This is a genomic window from Thiobacillus sp. SCN 63-57 (assembly GCF_001725555.1).
Lineage (GTDB): Bacteria > Pseudomonadota > Gammaproteobacteria > Burkholderiales > Thiobacillaceae > Thiobacillus.
Genome location: NZ_MEGP01000021.1, coordinates 55,434 through 72,709, shown reverse-complemented (window position 1 = coordinate 72,709; position 17,276 = coordinate 55,434). Strand labels below are relative to the sequence as shown.

General features: G+C 63.6%; 15 protein-coding genes. 9 read left to right on the top strand and 6 right to left on the bottom strand.

Features of this window, described 5'->3' with window-relative positions; all coding sequences use genetic code 11:
- Window positions 1-87: 87 nt before the first annotated feature.
- Window positions 88-792 (bottom strand): Crp/Fnr family transcriptional regulator, encoded by a 705-nt coding sequence (locus ABT23_RS09890; RefSeq protein WP_296634412.1) that lies wholly within the window; start codon window positions 790-792, stop codon window positions 88-90.
- 258 nt (window positions 793-1,050) lie between these two features.
- On the opposite strand from ABT23_RS09890, the gene ABT23_RS09885 reads away from it, so the two are divergent.
- The 4 genes from ABT23_RS09885 (at window position 1,051) to ABT23_RS09870 (ending at window position 5,161) form a co-directional block, all read left to right on the top strand.
- Window positions 1,051-1,713, top strand: a complete 663-nt coding sequence (locus tag ABT23_RS09885; RefSeq protein WP_296634410.1) for a metalloregulator ArsR/SmtB family transcription factor — start codon at window positions 1,051-1,053, stop codon at window positions 1,711-1,713.
- A 37-nt stretch (window positions 1,714-1,750) separates the two neighbouring features.
- Window positions 1,751-2,482 (top strand): MBL fold metallo-hydrolase, encoded by a 732-nt coding sequence (locus ABT23_RS09880; RefSeq protein WP_296634408.1) that lies wholly within the window; start codon window positions 1,751-1,753, stop codon window positions 2,480-2,482.
- 2 nt (window positions 2,483-2,484) lie between these two features.
- The gene (locus ABT23_RS09875) at window positions 2,485-3,792 is read left to right on the top strand and encodes an MFS transporter (RefSeq protein WP_296634404.1); all 1,308 of its coding nucleotides are present in this window, start codon (window positions 2,485-2,487) and stop codon (window positions 3,790-3,792) included.
- Between the two features lie 487 nt (window positions 3,793-4,279).
- Entirely contained in the window at window positions 4,280-5,161 is an 882-nt protein-coding gene (locus ABT23_RS09870) for a formylmethanofuran dehydrogenase subunit E family protein (protein ID WP_296634402.1), read from the top strand.
- 6 nt (window positions 5,162-5,167) lie between these two features.
- Here the strand turns inward: ABT23_RS09870 and ABT23_RS09865 are convergent, their stop codons facing one another.
- The 4 genes from ABT23_RS09865 to ABT23_RS09850 form a co-directional block, all read right to left on the bottom strand.
- Window positions 5,168-6,490 carry a hemolysin family protein gene (locus tag ABT23_RS09865; protein WP_296634399.1) on the bottom strand — a complete coding sequence of 441 codons (1,323 nt, stop codon included), beginning with the start codon at window positions 6,488-6,490 and terminating at the stop codon, window positions 5,168-5,170.
- A 92-nt stretch (window positions 6,491-6,582) separates the two neighbouring features.
- Window positions 6,583-7,026 carry an Hsp20/alpha crystallin family protein gene (locus ABT23_RS09860; RefSeq protein WP_296634397.1) on the bottom strand — a complete coding sequence of 148 codons (444 nt, stop codon included), beginning with the start codon at window positions 7,024-7,026 and terminating at the stop codon, window positions 6,583-6,585.
- 188 nt (window positions 7,027-7,214) lie between these two features.
- A complete protein-coding gene (locus tag ABT23_RS09855; protein ID WP_296634395.1) occupies window positions 7,215-8,156 on the bottom strand; it encodes a sensor domain-containing diguanylate cyclase in 942 nt (313 codons plus the stop codon).
- A gap of 102 nt (window positions 8,157-8,258) precedes the next feature.
- Window positions 8,259-9,554, bottom strand: coding sequence for a homocitrate synthase (locus ABT23_RS09850; protein ID WP_296634392.1), 1,296 nt, complete (start codon window positions 9,552-9,554; stop codon window positions 8,259-8,261).
- A 277-nt stretch (window positions 9,555-9,831) separates the two neighbouring features.
- Between ABT23_RS09850 and ABT23_RS09845 the strand changes: the two genes are divergently transcribed.
- The 5 genes from ABT23_RS09845 (at window position 9,832) to ABT23_RS09825 (ending at window position 15,814) form a co-directional block, all read left to right on the top strand.
- Window positions 9,832-11,163, top strand: coding sequence for a diguanylate cyclase (locus ABT23_RS09845; RefSeq protein WP_296634389.1), 1,332 nt, complete (start codon window positions 9,832-9,834; stop codon window positions 11,161-11,163).
- 564 nt (window positions 11,164-11,727) lie between these two features.
- Complete coding sequence (locus ABT23_RS09840) at window positions 11,728-12,144, top strand: PepSY domain-containing protein (RefSeq protein ID WP_296634386.1); 417 nt, start codon at window positions 11,728-11,730, stop codon at window positions 12,142-12,144.
- A 22-nt stretch (window positions 12,145-12,166) separates the two neighbouring features.
- Window positions 12,167-12,643, top strand: coding sequence for a DUF2271 domain-containing protein (locus ABT23_RS09835; protein ID WP_296634383.1), 477 nt, complete (start codon window positions 12,167-12,169; stop codon window positions 12,641-12,643).
- A gap of 11 nt (window positions 12,644-12,654) precedes the next feature.
- A complete protein-coding gene (locus tag ABT23_RS09830; protein ID WP_296634381.1) occupies window positions 12,655-14,862 on the top strand; it encodes a PepSY domain-containing protein in 2,208 nt (735 codons plus the stop codon).
- 43 nt (window positions 14,863-14,905) lie between these two features.
- Entirely contained in the window at window positions 14,906-15,814 is a 909-nt protein-coding gene (locus ABT23_RS09825; RefSeq protein WP_296634379.1) for an FAD:protein FMN transferase, read from the top strand.
- Window positions 15,815-16,086: 272 nt separating this feature from the next.
- Here ABT23_RS09825 and ABT23_RS09820 read toward each other — a convergent pair whose 3' ends face one another.
- Window positions 16,087-17,253, bottom strand: coding sequence for a hypothetical protein (locus ABT23_RS09820; protein ID WP_296634377.1), 1,167 nt, complete (start codon window positions 17,251-17,253; stop codon window positions 16,087-16,089).
- Between the last annotated feature and the right edge of the window lie 23 nt (window positions 17,254-17,276).

Below are 17,276 nucleotides of genomic sequence, written 5' to 3'. Positions count from 1 at the left end.
GGTCCAATTCTAAGAGATTAATTTGCGTGATTTGCCAGAATTGAGAATTGTCAATGCGACAAATGTATCAATTAGGCAACAGGCCATTCAGCTCTGCGCCAGTTGCGTCAATCCGTTGTAGTCGTAGTCGATGCAGCCGCCTTTTTCGATATGGATCAGACCGCGTCGCCTGAACTCGGCCATGATGCGGCTGGCGGTTTCAGTCGTGATGCCGAGCAGGGCGCCCATGTCCTCGCGGCTGGGCAACAGCGTCTCGGAGAGTGTGCCGTCGCAGCCGAGGGTGATCAGGAGGCGCGCCATGCGGGCTTCCGCCGGGCCGGTGGAGAGTGCCACGATGAAATGGTCGGCCTGGTCGATCGAGCGCTGCCAGCGCTGCTGCAAGGCCTGGTGCACGCTCGGGTTGGTCTTGTCGAGCTGGATGACGACCTCGCGCGGGATGCGGCAGACATCGGCATCCTGCAGGGCGATGGCGGTGTGGTGATAACGCTCGCCCACCAGGGTTTCCATGCCGGCTACGTCGCCCGGCCGCAACAGCCGCACGATGCGCTGTCCGCCGTTGGGCAGATCGACCTTGAGCTTGATGAGTCCGTGGCGCAAGGTAAAGACGCTGGGCGCTGTCGCTCCCTGCTCGTACAGCACGGCATGCTGGGGCACATGCAGATTGTCGATGGGCTGGAGGATCGTATCCAACTCGTTCATGGACAGGCCCGAGAACAGGACGAAGTTGCGTACGTCGCACATGGCGCATTTCGCGCGGCCGACCCATTCGGGATTGGTGCAGTTTGGTTTCATGGGGCGACTCCTCCGCCCAAGGGGCCATCATGCAATCGACTACCTGAATACATCAAATTCCATTCTTTAGTTTTGTGAACATCGTTCCGGGCGCTGTTTCTATGTGGTTTGCGGCCGGGCGGGCCGTGTATATCACACCATAGATGCAATTCTTATTGCGATAAATCAATTTGGGATGGGCGGGCGTGTCCTGCCTTGTTTTTCACACCTGAGCGGTACCGCTTGCAATATTCTAATAGTCGTGAGAATGTTCGTTTTATGACTTCACGACAAACCAAGGATCTGCTCTACGAGCAAGTTGCCCGCATCGGCAAGGCGGTTTCCAGCCCCAAGCGACTTGAGCTGCTGGAAATCCTGGCGCAGGGCGAAAAAACCGTCGACATGCTTGCTGCCGAAGCCGGCATCGACATCAAGCTGGTAAGCGCACATCTAAAGGTACTGAAGGCTGCGCGGCTGGTCGAGGCGCAGCGCGACGGCCGCTTCATCGCGTATCGGCTGTCCGGCGAGGACGTCAGCGCGCTGTGGGTCAACCTGCGTACAGTGGCGGAAGAGCATCTGGTCGAACTCAAGGTGGAAATGGAGCGGATTTTTGCCGCGCCGGAAAAGCTCGATGCCGAAACGCGACGCTCGCTGATGGAAAAAGCGCGGCGCGGTGACGTGGTGGTGATCGACGTGCGCCCCTCTGCCGAATATGCCAGCGGTCACCTGCCGTTCGCACGCTCGCTGCCGCTGTCCGAACTCAAGCAGCGCTTGGCCGAACTGCCTGCCGACCGCGACATCGTCGCCTACTGCCGCGGACCGTTCTGCATGATGTCCGCGGAGGCGGTGTCCTTGTTGAAGGCGCACGGCTATCGCGCGCAGAAGATCGCCGACGGCATCCCCGAATGGCAGGCGGCCGGATTGCCGCTGGCCGAGTCGTAAACCGCCTTTCGCTTACACAATACTCCAGGAGACTTCCATGTTTTTCCGTCAATTGCTGGCCAAGGACGCTACCCTGTCCTACTTTTTCGGCTGCGGCTCATGCCATGTCGGTGTCGTCGTCGATCCCGTTCTGGGCGATGAGCTGTGGTTCCTCGAGGAGGCAGCGAAACAGGACGTGAAGATCACCCACGTGATCGATACCCATGTGCATGCTGACCACTTTTCCGGCGGCCGTGCGCTCGCCGAGAAGACTGGCGCCGTCTACTGCCTGCACGAGGCGAACGCCGGGCGCGTGAAATACCCGTTCGAGCCGTTGAAGGACAAGCAGCGCATCGACGTGGGCAACGTCTTCATCGACGTGCTGCATACCCCCGGCCATACGCCGGATTCGATCTGCCTCCTGGTCACCGACAAGCGCCGCGCCGAGACGCCATGGTTCGTCCTGACCGGCGACACCCTGTTCGTCGGCAGCGCCGGACGGCCCGATCTCGCTGGCAAGGAAATCGAGATGGCAGGACAGCTCTACGGCACGCTGCACCAGCGCCTGCTGACGCTGCCAGCCGAGGTCGAACTCTATCCCGGCCACACCTCGGGCAGCGCCTGCGGCGCCGGCATGTCGGGCAAGCCGATGTCGACGATCGGCTTCGAGAAGCGCTGGAACCCCATGCTCGCGATGAGCCGGGACGCGTTCGTTACCGCATTGACCGAAGCCATTCCGCCGCGCCCTGCGGAAATGGATCGTATGGTCGCCTTCAACCTGGGCAACTGACCATGCTGCTAACCCAGGACGTGGCGGAGTACCGCTACGGCATCCGCCATAATTTCGCCCAGTTCTCGCACCAGCTGGTGCAGGTGTTCTTGGTCGGCCTCACCATCGGTATGTTCCGTACCGTGGTGCCGGCGCTGGCCGAAACCGAATTCGGCGTGGCCAAGGGCTCGTTCATGATGCTGATGGCCTTCGTCACCGCCTTCGGCTTCGTCAAGGGCACGCTCAACTTCGTCGCCGGACGCCTGTCCGAGCGCATGGGCCGCAAGAAAGTGCTGTTCATCGGCTGGCTCGTCGCGGTGCCGATGCCTTTCATGATCCTGTATGCGCCGAACTGGAACTGGATCGTGGCGGCGACGGTGCTGTTGGGCGTGAATCAGGGCCTCACCTGGTCGATGACGCAGACCTCCAAGCTCGATCTCACCAGCGCCAGCCAGCGCGGGCTCACCATCGGTCTCAACGAATTCTCCGGCTACTTCGGCGTGGCAGTCGCGGGCATCGTCACCGGTTATATGGCGACCGCCTTTGGGCCGCGCGAGGGGCTGATGCTGTTTGGCCTTACCGTCATCCTGCTGGCCGGCCTGCTGACGTTGCTGTGGGTGAAGGACACGCTGCCGTGGGCGCAGGCTGAGGGCAAGAAGCACGCCGCCGGGCAGATGACCGGCCCGAAGCCGCGCTATCCCGCCAACATCGCGGACCAGCCCGGCACCTGGGACGTGTTCACCCTGATGTCCTGGCGAGATGCACGCATGGCGTCGATCAGCCAGGCCGGGCTGGTCGAGAAATTCGTCGACGCGCTGGTGTGGGTGTTCTTTCCGGTCTACCTGCATCAGCGGGGCCTGTCGCTGCCCGGCATCGGCTGGGTGGTCGGCATCTACGGCTTCGTCTGGGGCATGTCGCAGTTCTTCACCGGCCACCTGTCCGACCGTGTGGGCCGCAAGCAGCCCATCGTCTGGGGCATGTGGCTGTGCGGCGCCGGCGTCGCCCTGGTGATGCTGGGCGAGGGCAAGCTGTGGTGGTCGTTCGCTGCCGCAGTCATGGGCTTCGGCATGGCGCTGCTGTACCCGACGCTGTCTGCCGCCGTCTCCGACATCGCGCATCCCAACTGGCGCGGCTCGGCCATCGGCATCTACCGCTTCTGGCGCGACCTCGGCTACGGCATCGGCGCGCTGCTGCTGGGCGCGGTGGCCGCGCTGTTCGGCGGCATCGAATCAGGCTTCTGGTTCACCGCCGCCGCCATGTTCATATCGGGCCTCATCGTCCTGATGACGTGCGAGGAGACCCATCCTCGCCTCAACCCTGCCGACGCTTGAGCCTGCCCGCAAGAAAGCTGCCATGAACAAAGTCCTTATCGCCCTGTTTGCCGGCTTCGCCGTGCAGCCGCGCCCGCTCGCAGCCGCCCGGTATTGAGTTGGGTGGCAGGCGATGCGTGCGACTGCCGTTCGCCGACGCCAGCTTGGACCATGTACTGTCCCGCCGCTTTGCCATTGGCTGGCTCAACCGGTCCAGTCTGCTATACAAGGAGAAGAGTAAAAAGCGGAAGCGGCGCCTATCAAGGCGCGCGCTGGCAGACAGGCCACGGGGTGCGTGCTGCTTGCGAGATTGCCTATGCGTAGCCTGACTGTGCGCGTGGCTAATTTCCTGCTCTCCGGAACATCTTGGACAAGGCTGCTTGAACAAGGCGTGCCCGCCAGTGGCGCCGTGGAGCGAATTGCTCGTGGTGCAGGGCGGAAGGGCCTGATCGGACCCACGACGCAAACGGCGATCGAAATCGCCGGCCATAACCAGGGAGATAAAGTCATGCGCATATTTCTCCAGCAATCCATGTGGGCCTTGGGCTTATTCATTTGCGTGGCCGGGGCCGAAGCAGCGGAACCCACCTACAAGGAAGGCGAAACGATCTTCGTCGAGACCGGCGTCGAAGCCCCCGACCGCAATCCGACCTGGTATGCGTCGATGGTCGCCAAACCCTATGCCCCCGTTTTCGAGATGCTGGCCACGCAAGGCACACAGGGCCGTTACTACCCGTATACCTATCCGGTCACGCTCAAGGATCTGGTTCGTTTCCACGGCCACGACTGCGAAGGAACGACGAGCGCGGCCAACGCCGCCTGGGTGGCGTTCAAGATCCTCTTCCCGGACGGCATCATCGATCGCAGCGTGCTCTGGGGCATCAGCGGCGAGTCGCCCTGCTGGTCGGATGCCGTGGCCTTCCTCACCGGCGCGCGGCTGCAATACGGCAACCTGGGGTTTTTCAGGGACAAGCGCTACAGCCATGCCATCGTCCTGTACCGCGAAGACACCCAGGTGGCGGTGCTCGCGACGTGGAAGGAGGGCATCAACAACATTCCCGGCGAGCCGGTCATGCTGCCCGGCAAGGTGACTTGGCAGCCCAAGGTGACGATGAAGGACGTGGAGGCGCTGAAAGCCGTGGTGAAAAAAGCCGGTGGCAACCCAACGCCTTACCAGGTCGATCTCATGCGCTATCAGCAATGGGCGCATATCAACGACATCCTCGAGCATCCGCTTGAAGAAAGCTACCAGGCCAAGGTCATCGAGAACTTCAAGTGGCAAGACTGGATCGACCCGGCCAAGACCCTCGCCCAGCCCCACGTGCGCACGGACACGCGTCTGAAGAATTATCCCTACCGTGACAGGCCGGTCGTGGTGCCCGCCCAGTAGCCGGAATCAGGTTGGCCCGCCAGGCGTGTCGGGCGGCGGCGATTCGATGGACGCGATCGGCGTGGCCAGCACTTTGTCGATACGCTTGCCGTCGAGGTCGACCACTTCCAGCCGCCAGTTCTCCCAGGTCAGCACGTCGCCCGTCTGCGGCAGCCGCCCGGACAGCCACATCACCATTCCGCTCAGCGTGTGGTAGCGGCCGCGTTCCTCTTCCGGCACGCTTCTCAGGCCCAGCCGGTCCTTGAGCTCCGGAATGGGGATGAGACCGTCGAGCAGCCAGGAGCCGTCCCCGCGCTGCACCGCCCACGCTTCGTCCGCACTGCGCGGCTTGAATTCGCCGGTAACCACCTCCAGCACATCCTGCAGCGTGACCAGGCCGTTGATCTCGCCGTATTCGTCGATGACCAGCATCAGGTGGGTGTCGGACGCGCGGAACTGTTCCAGCAGGTCCAGGCCGCTGAGACGTTCCGGCACGAATACGGCGGGCTGCAGTGGACCCTCCAGGCCGGGTGACGAACCGGCCAGCATCGCGTCCAGCAATTGCTTGGCACTGAGGATGCCCAGCACCTCGTCGAGCCCGTCACGGCAGACCGGGAAACGGGTGTGCTCCGATTCGGCCATGCGGCGAAGGTTGTCTGCCAGCGGAAGCGTGGTGTCGAGGTAGACGATGTCGGCGCGTGGTGTCATCAGCGACTCGATCGGGCGATCGTCGAGACGGAATACATTGCGCACCATCTCATGCTCCTGCCGTTCGATTTCGCCGGTATCCGACCCCTCCTGCAGCAAGGCATGGATTTCCTCCTCGATGATGTCCTCGCGCGCGAACGATCGTCGGGCGAATAGGCGCAGCAGCGCATCGGTGGAGGCCGACAGCAGGCGAACGAACGGTCGAGCCAGTTGCGCCAGCAATTGCATGGGTCGGGCGAGGCGGCAGGCCATGCGCTCGGGATCGATCTGGCCGATGCGCTTGGGCACCAGCTCGCCGATCACGATCGTGACATAGGTGATGAGGATCACGACCAGCGCAGTGGCCACGATCCCGCTCGCTTCGTTTCCCATGCCCAGCGTCTGCAGCCAGGCCGACAACGGGCCAGCCAGCGCAGCCTGGCCAATGATGCCGTTGAGAATGCCGATCAAGGTGATGCCGACCTGGACCGTCGATAGAAAACGCGTCGGGTCGTCGTGCAGCTGGATGGCGACGGACGCCGCCCGATTGCCTTCGTCGGCCAGCCGCGCGAGTCGAGCCCGGCGCGACGTCACCAATGCGATTTCCGACATGGCAAACACGCCATTCAATACGATCAGGACGGTCAGAAGCAGGATTTCCATGAATGATCCGGTTGCGGGATAGGAAAGGGGCGGGAGGCAAAAAAAAAGCGGCGCCTCAAGAAGGGCGCCGCGCTGGGCTTCCGTGGCGGAGCTTACTGGACTGCCAGCTTCCTGGCCGAACTGACGGCCTTCTTCGGCAGGGTCAGTTCCAGTACGCCATCGTTGTATTTGGCCTGGGCCTTGGCTTCGTCGACGTCATGGGCAAGGGTGAAGCTGCGCGACACCTTGCCGCTGTAACGTTCCGAACGCAGCACTTTCTCGCCCTCTTTTTCTTCTTTCTCCATCTTGGTTTCGGCGCTGATCGAAACCTGGTTGCCTTCGATGCTGACGTGGATGTCGTCCTTCTTCACGCCCGGAATGTCGGCATGCACGGTATAGGCATTGTCGTTTTCCTTCACATCCATCTTGATTTGCATCTGCGGCTGGCCTTCGAAGAGCGCAGGACGCACGAAAAAGCCCTTGAGCAGGTCGTCGATGTCGCCAAAGGGATCGATGCGGGCGAGATTCAACGGATCGTAACGTGAGAGATTGGCCATGATGGTCTCCTTTCAAACGGATTGTCTGATAACGAACTCGGCCGCAACTGCGGCTACATTTCCAATCTAGATACATATTCCGCCAAATCAAGACCCATGCATCCCCTTATTGCATCCAGTATTGTGAAGAGAGGGGGACGGGCTGACGGCGGGGCGCTCAAGCCTCGATGCGCGCTGAAAAAGCGCGATCAACTGCCTTTGACGATGCAGTTCCGGCCGTGTTGCTTCGCCTGGTAAAGCCGCTTATCCACCGTTTCGACGAACGCGAGCGGGTCGTCCTGGTGCGAGGGGATGATCGTGCCGACCCCGAGGCTGACGGTGAGGATCTGGCTGACCGGGGATTGCGCGTGCGGGATCTGTTCCTTGAAGATCAGGCTGCGGCAGCGCTCGGCGATCTTTGCCGCCGATCCTTCGTCGGTTCCGGGCAGCACCAGCACGAATTCCTCCCCGCCGAAGCGGGCGAAGAGATCACGCGACCGGGTCGCGGCCGAACTCAGGGTCTGGGCGACCCGTTTCAGACAGGCATCCCCTTCGATGTGTCCGTAGCAATCGTTGTACTGCTTGAAGTAATCGATATCGAGCATGATGACCGACAGCGGCTGGTTGTTGCGCCGCGCAAGGGCCCATTCCTCTTCCAGGATGGTGTCGAACATGCGCCGGTTGGCGACGCCGGTCAGGCCGTCCTTGAAGGACAGCGCCTCCAGTTCCTTCTGCAGGACGACCAGTTGTTCCTCGGTCTTTTTCCGCTCGCTGATGTCGAACATGAATCCGATCAGGGCGTCGACCCCGCCGGCATCGTTGCGGACCACGTGCACCACGTCGCGGATCCAGACGTGATCGCCGTTCTGCGTCAGGGCGCGGTAGTCGGCTTCGTGGTCGGTTCCGGCCTTGGACTGCGCGACGCAGAAATTCACCACCCGCTCCCGGTCTTCGGGATGGATCCGGGTCGCCCAGTCTTCCACGGTCACCCAGCTTGCCGGCGACCAGCCGAGCAGGCTTTCGATCTGCGGCCCGATGTAGGCGAAACGCATGGTGTGCCAGTCGATCTTCCAGGGGATGGCCTTGGTCGATTCCAGCAGGGTCTTGTAGACCGCACTGTCGATTTCCGTGTCTTTTGAACTGTCAGTCATTGTGGAGGCACCCGATCTGCAGGGGAATATGTTCGCACCGTTCAGCATACAACGACGCATCGAGGCGGGGGTTTCCGCGCGCCCGGGAGGTGACCATACACCTCAGCGTTGCGAAGCGCGAGCAAAAAGCTGTATCAGCTGCACCGGCTCGTCGTAGGCGATCCGTTTCCCGGCGCGCAGGTCGCGGCGCATCAGCCGGATCATGCGGTTCAGCACGGCTTCCGGGAAACTTTCCGCTGCCTGGCCCGTGACCTCCGCCAGGCGCCCGGCGATCACGGCCGCATCGCTGACGACCGGACAGATGCGATACCGGTAGGCGCCGCCGATGGCTTCCGGCGGCAGGTCCATGAAGCGCCCCGCCCGTTGGCGGAAGAAACTCAGCGGCAGGCGGTAGGCGTTGTTGCCCAGTATCGGAAGGTCGTCGGGGACCGGCTCCTCCTCGTCCAGCACCTGAAGCCGTGTGGCCAGCTGCAGCAGCTGGTCCAGGCGGTAGCTCGCCTGCATGTGGGGATTGCCCACGCGCACCAGATTGGCGATCAATTCGCCCAGCGAGGCATGGCCGATGATCGCCGCCCGCTTGGGCAGCCCGCCCCAGGCGCCATCCGCGCCGTTGAGCAGCGCTTCAATCACGGACGCATTCTCGAAGCCGCCGCCGGCATGCATGTGCACCAGCAGTTTCAGCGGCGGTGGCAGGAAGCTGCGGGCCACCGCGACGAACGCGCCCACCTGGAAGGGCAGGTAGGTGCCGCGGTCATCCTCAATGCTGATGCCTTCGATGGCCTGCTCGGCCAGCAGGCTCAGGATCGAACAGGCCGTATCGGGGTCTTCCGCGAAGGCATCGCAGCCGTCCACGATATTGATCAGGATGCGTGGCTGGCCGCCGTCGTCGCCGCGGATGTTGGCGTTGAGCCACGCGATGCTGGCCGGCAGGCTGCGGCGCAGTGTCTCCAGGTCATACTGCCCGGCCATGCCTGCCTTGCTCAGATAGATTTCATGCAGGGTGTTGGGTACGCCATAGGCCTGCAGCTTGCGCTGCGAAGGCGAGGGCGTGAACGTGCCGTCGGCCGCCGCAATGCCGATGTCGGTGAACGCGAAGCAGCCGTTCATATCGAGCTGGTGGTCGCGCAGATACATCATGAAATCGTCGTCGACCTCCAGTTCATCCGGCATGGCGTAATCCAGCGTACCCAGCAGGATGTTGCGGAAGCCGAACTCGCGCAGCCTGGGGAGAATGGCCAGCTTGTCTGCGAGCGTCTGGCCTATGTGTGCGCCAACGGGGTTCTCCCGCAGGGACAGGTCGATCAGATACGGCTGCATGCTGCGGAGCCTGTCGATTTTTTCCTGTGCCCCGGCCAGAATGGCGCGGGCCTGGGCGACCGTATCGTGTGAACAAGGCATGGTTATTCCGGACTAAATGAATGGGTTGAAACGAATAGTCGGGGACAATACAAATACGGCTATCTTCTATTGTGGAGTGACTTTTGTCATTCGCGTTACCCGGCCGCTGGCAGCGTGTCTGCGTTCGCGGCCACACAGGCTAGAATAGGGGCAGCCTGAAAGCTGCTCCAGGGAGCGATCCGTGACTCGACAGGATATGCAGCGAGAAATCCTATGCAGCAACAATGAAGCCCTTATGACCGATCCGGATCGGCTGCCCATCCCATGATGCGATTGCATGAAGCCGAATAGCCCCGTTTCCCTCAACAACGTCATGGACCTGCTGCTCGACGCCATCTGCGTCGTGGATGTGCAGGGACACTTTGTGTTCGTCAGCGCCGCGTGCGAGCGCATCTTCGGCTACACCCCTGAAGAGATGATCGGCAAGCCGATGATCGATTTTGTATTCCATGAAGACCGGCCGCGGACGCTGCAGGCCGCGGCCGAGATTGTCGCCGGCCACCCCCAGCCCCATTTCGAGAACCGCTATGTGCGCAAGGACGGCCAGATCGTCCATGTCATGTGGTCGGCCCGATGGTCCGAGACGGATCAGGTGCGGGTTGCCGTGGCGCGCGACGTGACCCAACGCAAGCGCGCCGACTCCATGCAGGCGGCCCTGTATGCCATTTCCGAGGCTGCGCACTGGGCTGAGGATCTCGTCACCCTGTTTCAGCAAATCCACCAGATCATCGGTGGCTTGCTGCCCGCCGCCAATTTCTTCGTGTCGCTTTACGATGAAGACAAGGCTGCGTTGAGCTTTCCGTATCTGGTCGATGAGCACGACTCGTCGCACATGGAACCGGCTACAACCGCCCTGATCGAAGAGATCATCCGGGGCGGACAAATCCTGCTGCTGACGCCCGATGCCAAGGGACATTCATTGAACTGGCTGGGCGTTCCACTCAATGCGAAAAAGGGCGTCATCGGGGCTCTCGTGGTGAAGAACTATCACGCCGAGGCCCGCTATACCTTGGAGGATGTCGAACTGCTGCAGTTTGTCGCCAACCAGGTTGCGCCCGTGATCGAACGCAAGCAGATGGAAGCCTGGCTGCAGCACATCGCACGCCACGACCCGCTGACCGGCCTACCCAACCGCGAACTGTTCCACGATCGCCTGCAGACCGCGCTGCGCTGTGCAGAGCGGCTTCGGACCCCGCTCGCCCTGCTCTATCTCGACCTCGACAAATTCAAGCAGGTAAACGACGTATTTGGACATCAAGTCGGCGACCTCCTCCTGCAGGAAGTCGCCCATCGCCTCCGACAGTGCGTGCGCGAATCGGACACCATCGGCCGCGTCGGTGGCGACGAATTCTTGGTGCTGCTCAATGGCGTTTCCCCTCCGGAGTGCGCCGAAGTGGTCGCCGAGAAGATCCGGGTGGCCCTCGACCGGCCTTTCGACCTGGCCGGGCATACGGTACACGCCCCGCCGAGCATCGGCATCGCGCTGTATCCCGAACACTCCAACGATTACACGCAACTGATCCGCCATGCCGACGAGGCGATGTATGAAGCCAAACGGAACGGCGGCAACCGCTTCCAGGTATCAACCCTGCCCAGTAGTCAGAAGTAATCGGCCATTTCGGGTAGCCGGTTCTGATCAACTTTCATCCGCAGGCCTTGAGCAGTCACAGGTCAGACGTGCACACTTAACGGCGGCATTTCCAATGCAGCGAACGCGTACTTTCGACCCGAAGCGGCGGGTCATGGCGTGCTCATCGACCGTCCGTTGATGTAATAACCGGCCATCTGACAATCAGTGCCACTTAACCCCACTTCTGGCGACTGCTAAAAATGGTGATTACCGCTTGATCTACGGCTTCTGGAAGAACGACATCGGCCCATGGGACCCAGACGTGCGTTCAGGCTGTCTTAAGTTTTGAAGTTCAGAGTGCCTGGACAGTCAGCGTCGACTGGGCTCGATCGAAAGGAAGAATCATGAAGCCATGCAATATTGCCGGGGTGCTGAGCGTCGTAGCAACCATAAGGCAACCGACGCCGCCTGACCCTCCCATGTCAAACGTTGACCGCTAAGGGAGGCAGGGCGGACCCGACCGGCCGCTCCTGGCCTATTGTGTGAGTTCGACGTGGTGCCGTAAGCCGATATAAGCGCTGACGTAGTGAAAAGGAGTTTTCCATGAAACACCCGCATCGCAAATCGTTTGTCATGCAATCCTCGCTGCGCCGTGGCTTGCTGGCCTTGTCACTTGGCCTGGCCGCCCTGCCCGCATTGGCCGATGACGATTGCGATGCGCCGGTGGATCGCTGGCAATCGCGCGAGGCCGTGCGGCAGATGGCAGCCCGGCAGGGCTGGCAGATCCAGCGGCTGAAGATCGACGACGGCTGCTACGAAATTCGCGGCACGGACGCCCAGGGCCGCATCTTCAAGGCCAAGATCGATCCGGAAACCCTGAAGGTATTGAAGATGAAGCAAGGGAACCGCCAGCGTTCCCGAGAGCGCGACCGTGAACACGCCGCGCCGCAACCAGACGGCGCCGCCGCGCCATCGCCCCCATTCACCCCTGGCACCGCACCGCGCGGCCAGACCGAGTAATCCCCACAATTGGAGAACCCTCATGTCCAAACCTCTCTTGACCACGTTGGCCGCCGCCTGCGCGCTGGCCGTTCCCGCCCTGGCGCACAGCCGCCAGCTCACGCTGACCGCCCAGCTCAAGAACTACGGCGGCGACGGCGCCTACCTGGCCGCGTACCTGACCGACGCCAAGGGCGCCTATGTGCGCACGCTGTGGGTGGCCGGCGGCAAGGCCAAGTACTACAAACACCTGTCGAACTGGAATCGGCTGTCCGCCGGTGACGCCAAGCGTTTGAATGGCGTGACCGGCGCCAGTGTGGGCGCGGGGCGCACGCTCAAGGTCACGGCCGACCTGGCCGATGCACTGATTGACGCAGGCTACGAAATCCGCATTGACGCGGCCGTGGAAGACATGCGCGACAGCCCGTCGGAAGTGCGCGTGCCGCTGTCCACCGGCAACGTCGGCAAACCGCAGGCCGGCAAACAGTACATCCAGACGCTGACCTTCCAACTGCGGTAAAGGACGCGCGCATGGACTGGAAGTCAATCCACCGTTGGCTGGGCCTGACGATAGGCACCCTGGCCGTGGTGCTGGGCATCACCGGCGCCATCCTGGCATTCGATCCGGTGCAGCAGGCCTGGCAGGCACCCGCCGCGCCGGACGAGCTGTCGGTGGCCACGCTGGTGGAGCGCGTGACACGCACCGTCCCGGGCGTGGAGGAAATTCGACACCTGCCCTCGGGTGCGATCGCGGTGTTCAGCTTTGACGGCGACCAGGCGCGGGCGTCCTACGTTGACCCAGCCGATGGTCGGGTGCTGGGCGCCTGGCAGCCTTCGGCACTGCCGCGCTGGGTGAAGAATCTGCACCGCTCGCTGCTCCTGGGCGACGCCGGGCGTTGGGGGGCGGCGGGCATTGCGCTGGCCATGGGGGTGCTGTGCGTCTCGGCCCTCGTACTGCTGCTGCGCCGCATGGGCGGCTGGCGGCGGCTGGCGGCACGGGTGCGTGGCTCGCTGGCGCAGCGCATCCACGTGGTCACGGGCCGGGTGGTGCTGGCGGTGCTGTGCCTGACGTCGCTCACGGCGCTGACCATGAGCGCCTCGACCCTGGGACTGGTGGCGCTGGACGCCGGGACCGAGCCCGACGTGGTCTCCGTGGCCTCCGGCCAGACGGCCCTGCCCGTGGGGCAGCTTGCCATGCTGCAAAACCTCTCCGTGCGGGATTTGCGCAAGCTGAATTTCCCGGACGCTGCCGATCCTGAAGACACCTGGAAGGTGGCCACCCGCCAGGGCGAAGGCTGGATCGACCGCTACTCAGGGAAGACGCTGGCCTGGCAGGACGTCACCCTGGCGCAGCGCATCTACGACTGGGCGCTGGCGCTGCACACGGGTGAAGGGGCTTGGCCCTGGGCCGTGGTGCTCGCGCTCGTGGGCGCCAGCGTGCTGTTGTTCTGGCTGTCGGGCATCTTCATCTGGTGGCAGGCACGCCGCCAGGCGCCGCACATCACGGGCAACAGCCCTCTGGCACAGGCCGACGTGCTCATCTTCGTTGCCAGCGAAGGCGGCAGCACGTGGGGCTTTGCCCAGACGTTGCACGATGCGCTGAGCCACAACGGTCACCGCGTGTACACCGGCGCACTGGAGCTTTTCCAGACCACGGCCGCCACGCGGCAGGTGTTTGTGCTCGCCGCAACCTATGGCGAGGGCCAGGCCCCGGCCCACGCCAGCCACGCCTTGGAGCGCATGGCAAAACTCGGCGCCAGCGCAGTGCCGGTGACGGTGCTGGGCTTTGGCGACCGGCAATACCCGGCCTTCTGCGCCTTTGCCGAGGCGCTGGAGAAAACGCTGCGTGCACAGGGCTGGCCCGCGCTGCTGCCGCTGGAGTGCGTCCACCAGCAATCAAGCCAGCAGTTCGCGCGCTGGGGCCAGGCTCTGGCGCAGGCGCTCGGCGAACCCCTGGTGCTGGAGCATGTGCCGCGCATGCCGCCCACTACGGCGCTTACGCTCGTGACGCGCCAGGATTACCCGGGGCTCGTCGATCAGCCCACGGCGATCCTGCGCTTTGCGTGGCCCACGCAGAGCGGTGGGAAGCACCTGCACAAGCACGGTCTGGCGCACTTTGCAGCAGGCGACCTCGTGGGCATCGTGCCGCCGGGCTCGGCGGTGCCCCGCTACTACTCGTTGGCGTCGGGCTGGGAAGACGGGTTTCTGGAAATCTGCGTGCGCCAGATGCCCGGCGGCCTGTGCTCGACGCATCTGCTGGGCCTGCAGCCGGGCGACGACATCGCCGCGTTCATCCGATCCAACCCTGGCTTTGCGCTGCCGCGCACGCGGCGGCCCGTGCTGCTGATCGGGGCGGGCACGGGGGTGGCGCCCCTGGCAGGCTTCATCCGCCGCAACGACCGGCACACCCCGATGCACCTGTACTTTGGTGGGCGCGACCCTGCGCGGGATTTTTACTTCGGCCCCGAGATCCGGCACTGGCTCGGCGAAGGACGCCTGGCCAGTGTGGAGACGGTATTCTCGCGCATACCGGAGGGGGGCGGCTATGTGCAGGACGCCCTGCGCCGCGACGCCGAGCGCTTGCGCGACCTGGTGGCCCAGGGCGCCATCGTGCGTGTCTGCGGCAGCCGCGCCATGGCGCGCGACGTGGCCGAGACGTTGGACGCCGTGCTGGCGCCGCTGCAGTTGAGCGTATCGCAACTCAAAGCGAAGGAACGCTATGCCGAAGACGTGTTCTGAACCGGCTGTGCTCTGCAAGCGGACCACCCTGCATGGCCCGACCATGGGCACGCGCTGGTCCGCCAGTGTGGACGCCGACGCCAGCCTGGACTTGGCGGCCCTGCGCCGGGACCTCGCCGCCGCAGTGCAGCAGGTGGACGAGCAGATGTCTCCCTGGAAGCCTGATAGCGACCTCCTGCGCCTGAACCGTGCGCCCGTGGACGCGTGGGTCGAACTGCCCGCCGAAATGCTGGAGGTGCTGGCCTGCGCGCTCGATATCCACCGCCTCAGTGCCGGCGCGTTTGACCCGGGCGTCGGCGCGCTGGTCGATGCCTGGGGCTTTGGCGCGGTGCGCGATGCGCCCGACGCTGAGGCGATCCGCACCGCGCGCCAGCTCGCGCCGCGCCCGACGCACGCGTGCCTGGAACTCGACCGGCCTGCGGGCTGCGCCCGCAAGCGCGCCCCCTTGCAGCTCGACCTGTGCGGTATTGCCAAGGGCTACGCGGTAGACCGCATGGTCGCCGTGCTGCAGCAGCACGGGGTGCAGCATGCGCTGGTGGCACTTGATGGTGAGCTGCGCGCAGTGGGCGGCCAAGCCAGCGGTGCGCCCTGGGCCGTGGCGCTGGAGCAGCCCGAGACCGGGCTTCGCGCGGTGCACGGCGTGATCGAACTGCAGGACCTGGCCGTGGCCACATCAGATGCGCGCCTCGCACACACCATGGACGCGCGCCGCGCTGCGCCCGTGAACAATGCCGTCGCATCGGTCACCGTGCTGGCGCGCACCTGCATGCACGCGGACGCCTGGGCCACCGCACTGCTGGTGGCCGGCCCCGCAGAAGGCTTGGGCTTGGCACAGCGCATGGGGCTGGAAGCCCTGTTTCTGCTGCGCCGTCCCGAGGGGCTGGTGGAAATGGGGCTGGGGCGGTTCGGCGCCTCCACCGTGTCGGGAGGCATTGGGGGCTTCGCTGAATAAGTACCTTCGAAACCCAACACCAAAGCATGACAGCGCGATTTAGGGCTGAACCGCCTCCGGGCCTCGTGGTGGCATCACTCGACACATTGTGTGGCTGCTTCGGGTCGGGTTCTGACGTCTGAACCAGGTAAAGCAGTCGTTCAGGAACGAGAGGCACGTCAACGGCCGGTTTTGCGGATACCGCGGACGCAGAGGTTAAGAGGCCGGCGGCGCCATTGGCCGAACATGAGACAGTCCTAGCGATCCTGAGCGATATTGCGATGCCGCCTGCCTCATTGAACCCTGATCACGGGCACGCCCTGATAGCTCACGTCATAGGTCAGCTCGTAGGCCGGAACGTGCACGATGAGCGGCTTGGTGTGGCCGGGGCCGGGCGGCTGGCTATAGGTCTTGGTGATTTGCAGCGTGTGGCGACCCGGGCCATAGTTCGCCGTCTGAGGGAAGACGTCGAAGGCGCTGTCCTGGATACTGCTCGCGCCTTCCTGATTGACATTGGCGATGACCACCAGCTTGTCGAACAAGGGCGGTTGAATCACGGCGGGCGGCATATTGAGGGTCACGACGTCGTTTTCCTTGAGCGTGAGTGCAGAGCTCACGCGCTGTGTGAAATCGGCATAGGTGTCCAGCACGATGTTTTCTGTCGGTTGATAGAGGACGGTGCCGCCGGGCAGGGCATGCGCCACCAGTCGCTTGAGGCTGATATAGGTCACGGTGATGTGAGGTTTGAGCGCCCCGGTGACGTCGCCCAGATGCCCCCGGGCAGGGCCGCCGCCGGTTGTCGGCGGCAGGTCGAAGAGGATCGCCGCAAACTTATCGTTGGGACCGGTGCCCTGCGCCACGCCCAGGCTGACGCAGGGGCTGAGGAGCTGCGACATGGCGGCCGGCAGGTTGAAGCTGTTGCGCACTTGCGCATTCACGGCATCCTTGATCAGGGCCAGACCAGGCGCGTCTTCGACCCAACTGCCGCCCTCGAAACTGGGCGGCCCGAACTGCGGATCCACCTTGAGATTGCCTACGCCCGTCTGCCAGCCGTTGCAAGTCACGTTCAGATTGAGCGGAACGAAAACGTCGCGATCGAACCAGTGCGGCACATGCACGTGGATGTTGATCATGACCGGCAGGGTGACCATCCATTCGTTGGGCTGGTTGGTGTGCTGTGTGGCAATGATGTAGGGAGAATTGAACTGCACCGGCCCGGCGGACACGCGGGCGTCCTTACCGTGCGCCGCGAGGCTGGCATTGTTTTCGTCCACCACCTGCTTGACTTGCAGGTTCACCATGCCGGTCAGCACGCCCGCGCTCAGATCGGTCTTGTCCACGGTGATGAGCGGCGGCCCGAGCGGGGGTGACTGTGCCCAGACAGCGCCCGCAAGCATGAGGCCGGCCGCGCCGGCAAACGCGCGCGCCAGGACGCGCATCGAATCGATTGTGGTAGACATCGCAGAACTCCTCGTTGGGCGAT

What these genes read in the sequence shown, in the direction of transcription:
- ABT23_RS09890 (WP_296634412.1), bottom strand. Translation starts at nt 792, where the DNA reads ATGAAACCAAACTGCACCAATCCCGAATGGGTCGGCCGCGCGAAATGC.
- ABT23_RS09885 (WP_296634410.1), top strand. Translation starts at nt 1,051, where the DNA reads ATGACTTCACGACAAACCAAGGATCTGCTCTACGAGCAAGTTGCCCGC.
- ABT23_RS09880 (WP_296634408.1), top strand. Translation starts at nt 1,751, where the DNA reads ATGTTTTTCCGTCAATTGCTGGCCAAGGACGCTACCCTGTCCTACTTT.
- ABT23_RS09875 (WP_296634404.1), top strand. Translation starts at nt 2,485, where the DNA reads ATGCTGCTAACCCAGGACGTGGCGGAGTACCGCTACGGCATCCGCCAT.
- ABT23_RS09870 (WP_296634402.1), top strand. Translation starts at nt 4,280, where the DNA reads ATGCGCATATTTCTCCAGCAATCCATGTGGGCCTTGGGCTTATTCATT.
- ABT23_RS09865 (WP_296634399.1), bottom strand. Translation starts at nt 6,490, where the DNA reads ATGGAAATCCTGCTTCTGACCGTCCTGATCGTATTGAATGGCGTGTTT.
- ABT23_RS09860 (WP_296634397.1), bottom strand. Translation starts at nt 7,026, where the DNA reads ATGGCCAATCTCTCACGTTACGATCCGTTGAATCTCGCCCGCATCGAT.
- ABT23_RS09855 (WP_296634395.1), bottom strand. Translation starts at nt 8,156, where the DNA reads ATGACTGACAGTTCAAAAGACACGGAAATCGACAGTGCGGTCTACAAG.
- ABT23_RS09850 (WP_296634392.1), bottom strand. Translation starts at nt 9,554, where the DNA reads ATGCCTTGTTCACACGATACGGTCGCCCAGGCCCGCGCCATTCTGGCC.
- ABT23_RS09845 (WP_296634389.1), top strand. Translation starts at nt 9,832, where the DNA reads ATGAAGCCGAATAGCCCCGTTTCCCTCAACAACGTCATGGACCTGCTG.
- ABT23_RS09840 (WP_296634386.1), top strand. Translation starts at nt 11,728, where the DNA reads ATGAAACACCCGCATCGCAAATCGTTTGTCATGCAATCCTCGCTGCGC.
- ABT23_RS09835 (WP_296634383.1), top strand. Translation starts at nt 12,167, where the DNA reads ATGTCCAAACCTCTCTTGACCACGTTGGCCGCCGCCTGCGCGCTGGCC.
- ABT23_RS09830 (WP_296634381.1), top strand. Translation starts at nt 12,655, where the DNA reads ATGGACTGGAAGTCAATCCACCGTTGGCTGGGCCTGACGATAGGCACC.
- ABT23_RS09825 (WP_296634379.1), top strand. Translation starts at nt 14,906, where the DNA reads ATGGGCACGCGCTGGTCCGCCAGTGTGGACGCCGACGCCAGCCTGGAC.
- ABT23_RS09820 (WP_296634377.1), bottom strand. Translation starts at nt 17,253, where the DNA reads ATGTCTACCACAATCGATTCGATGCGCGTCCTGGCGCGCGCGTTTGCC.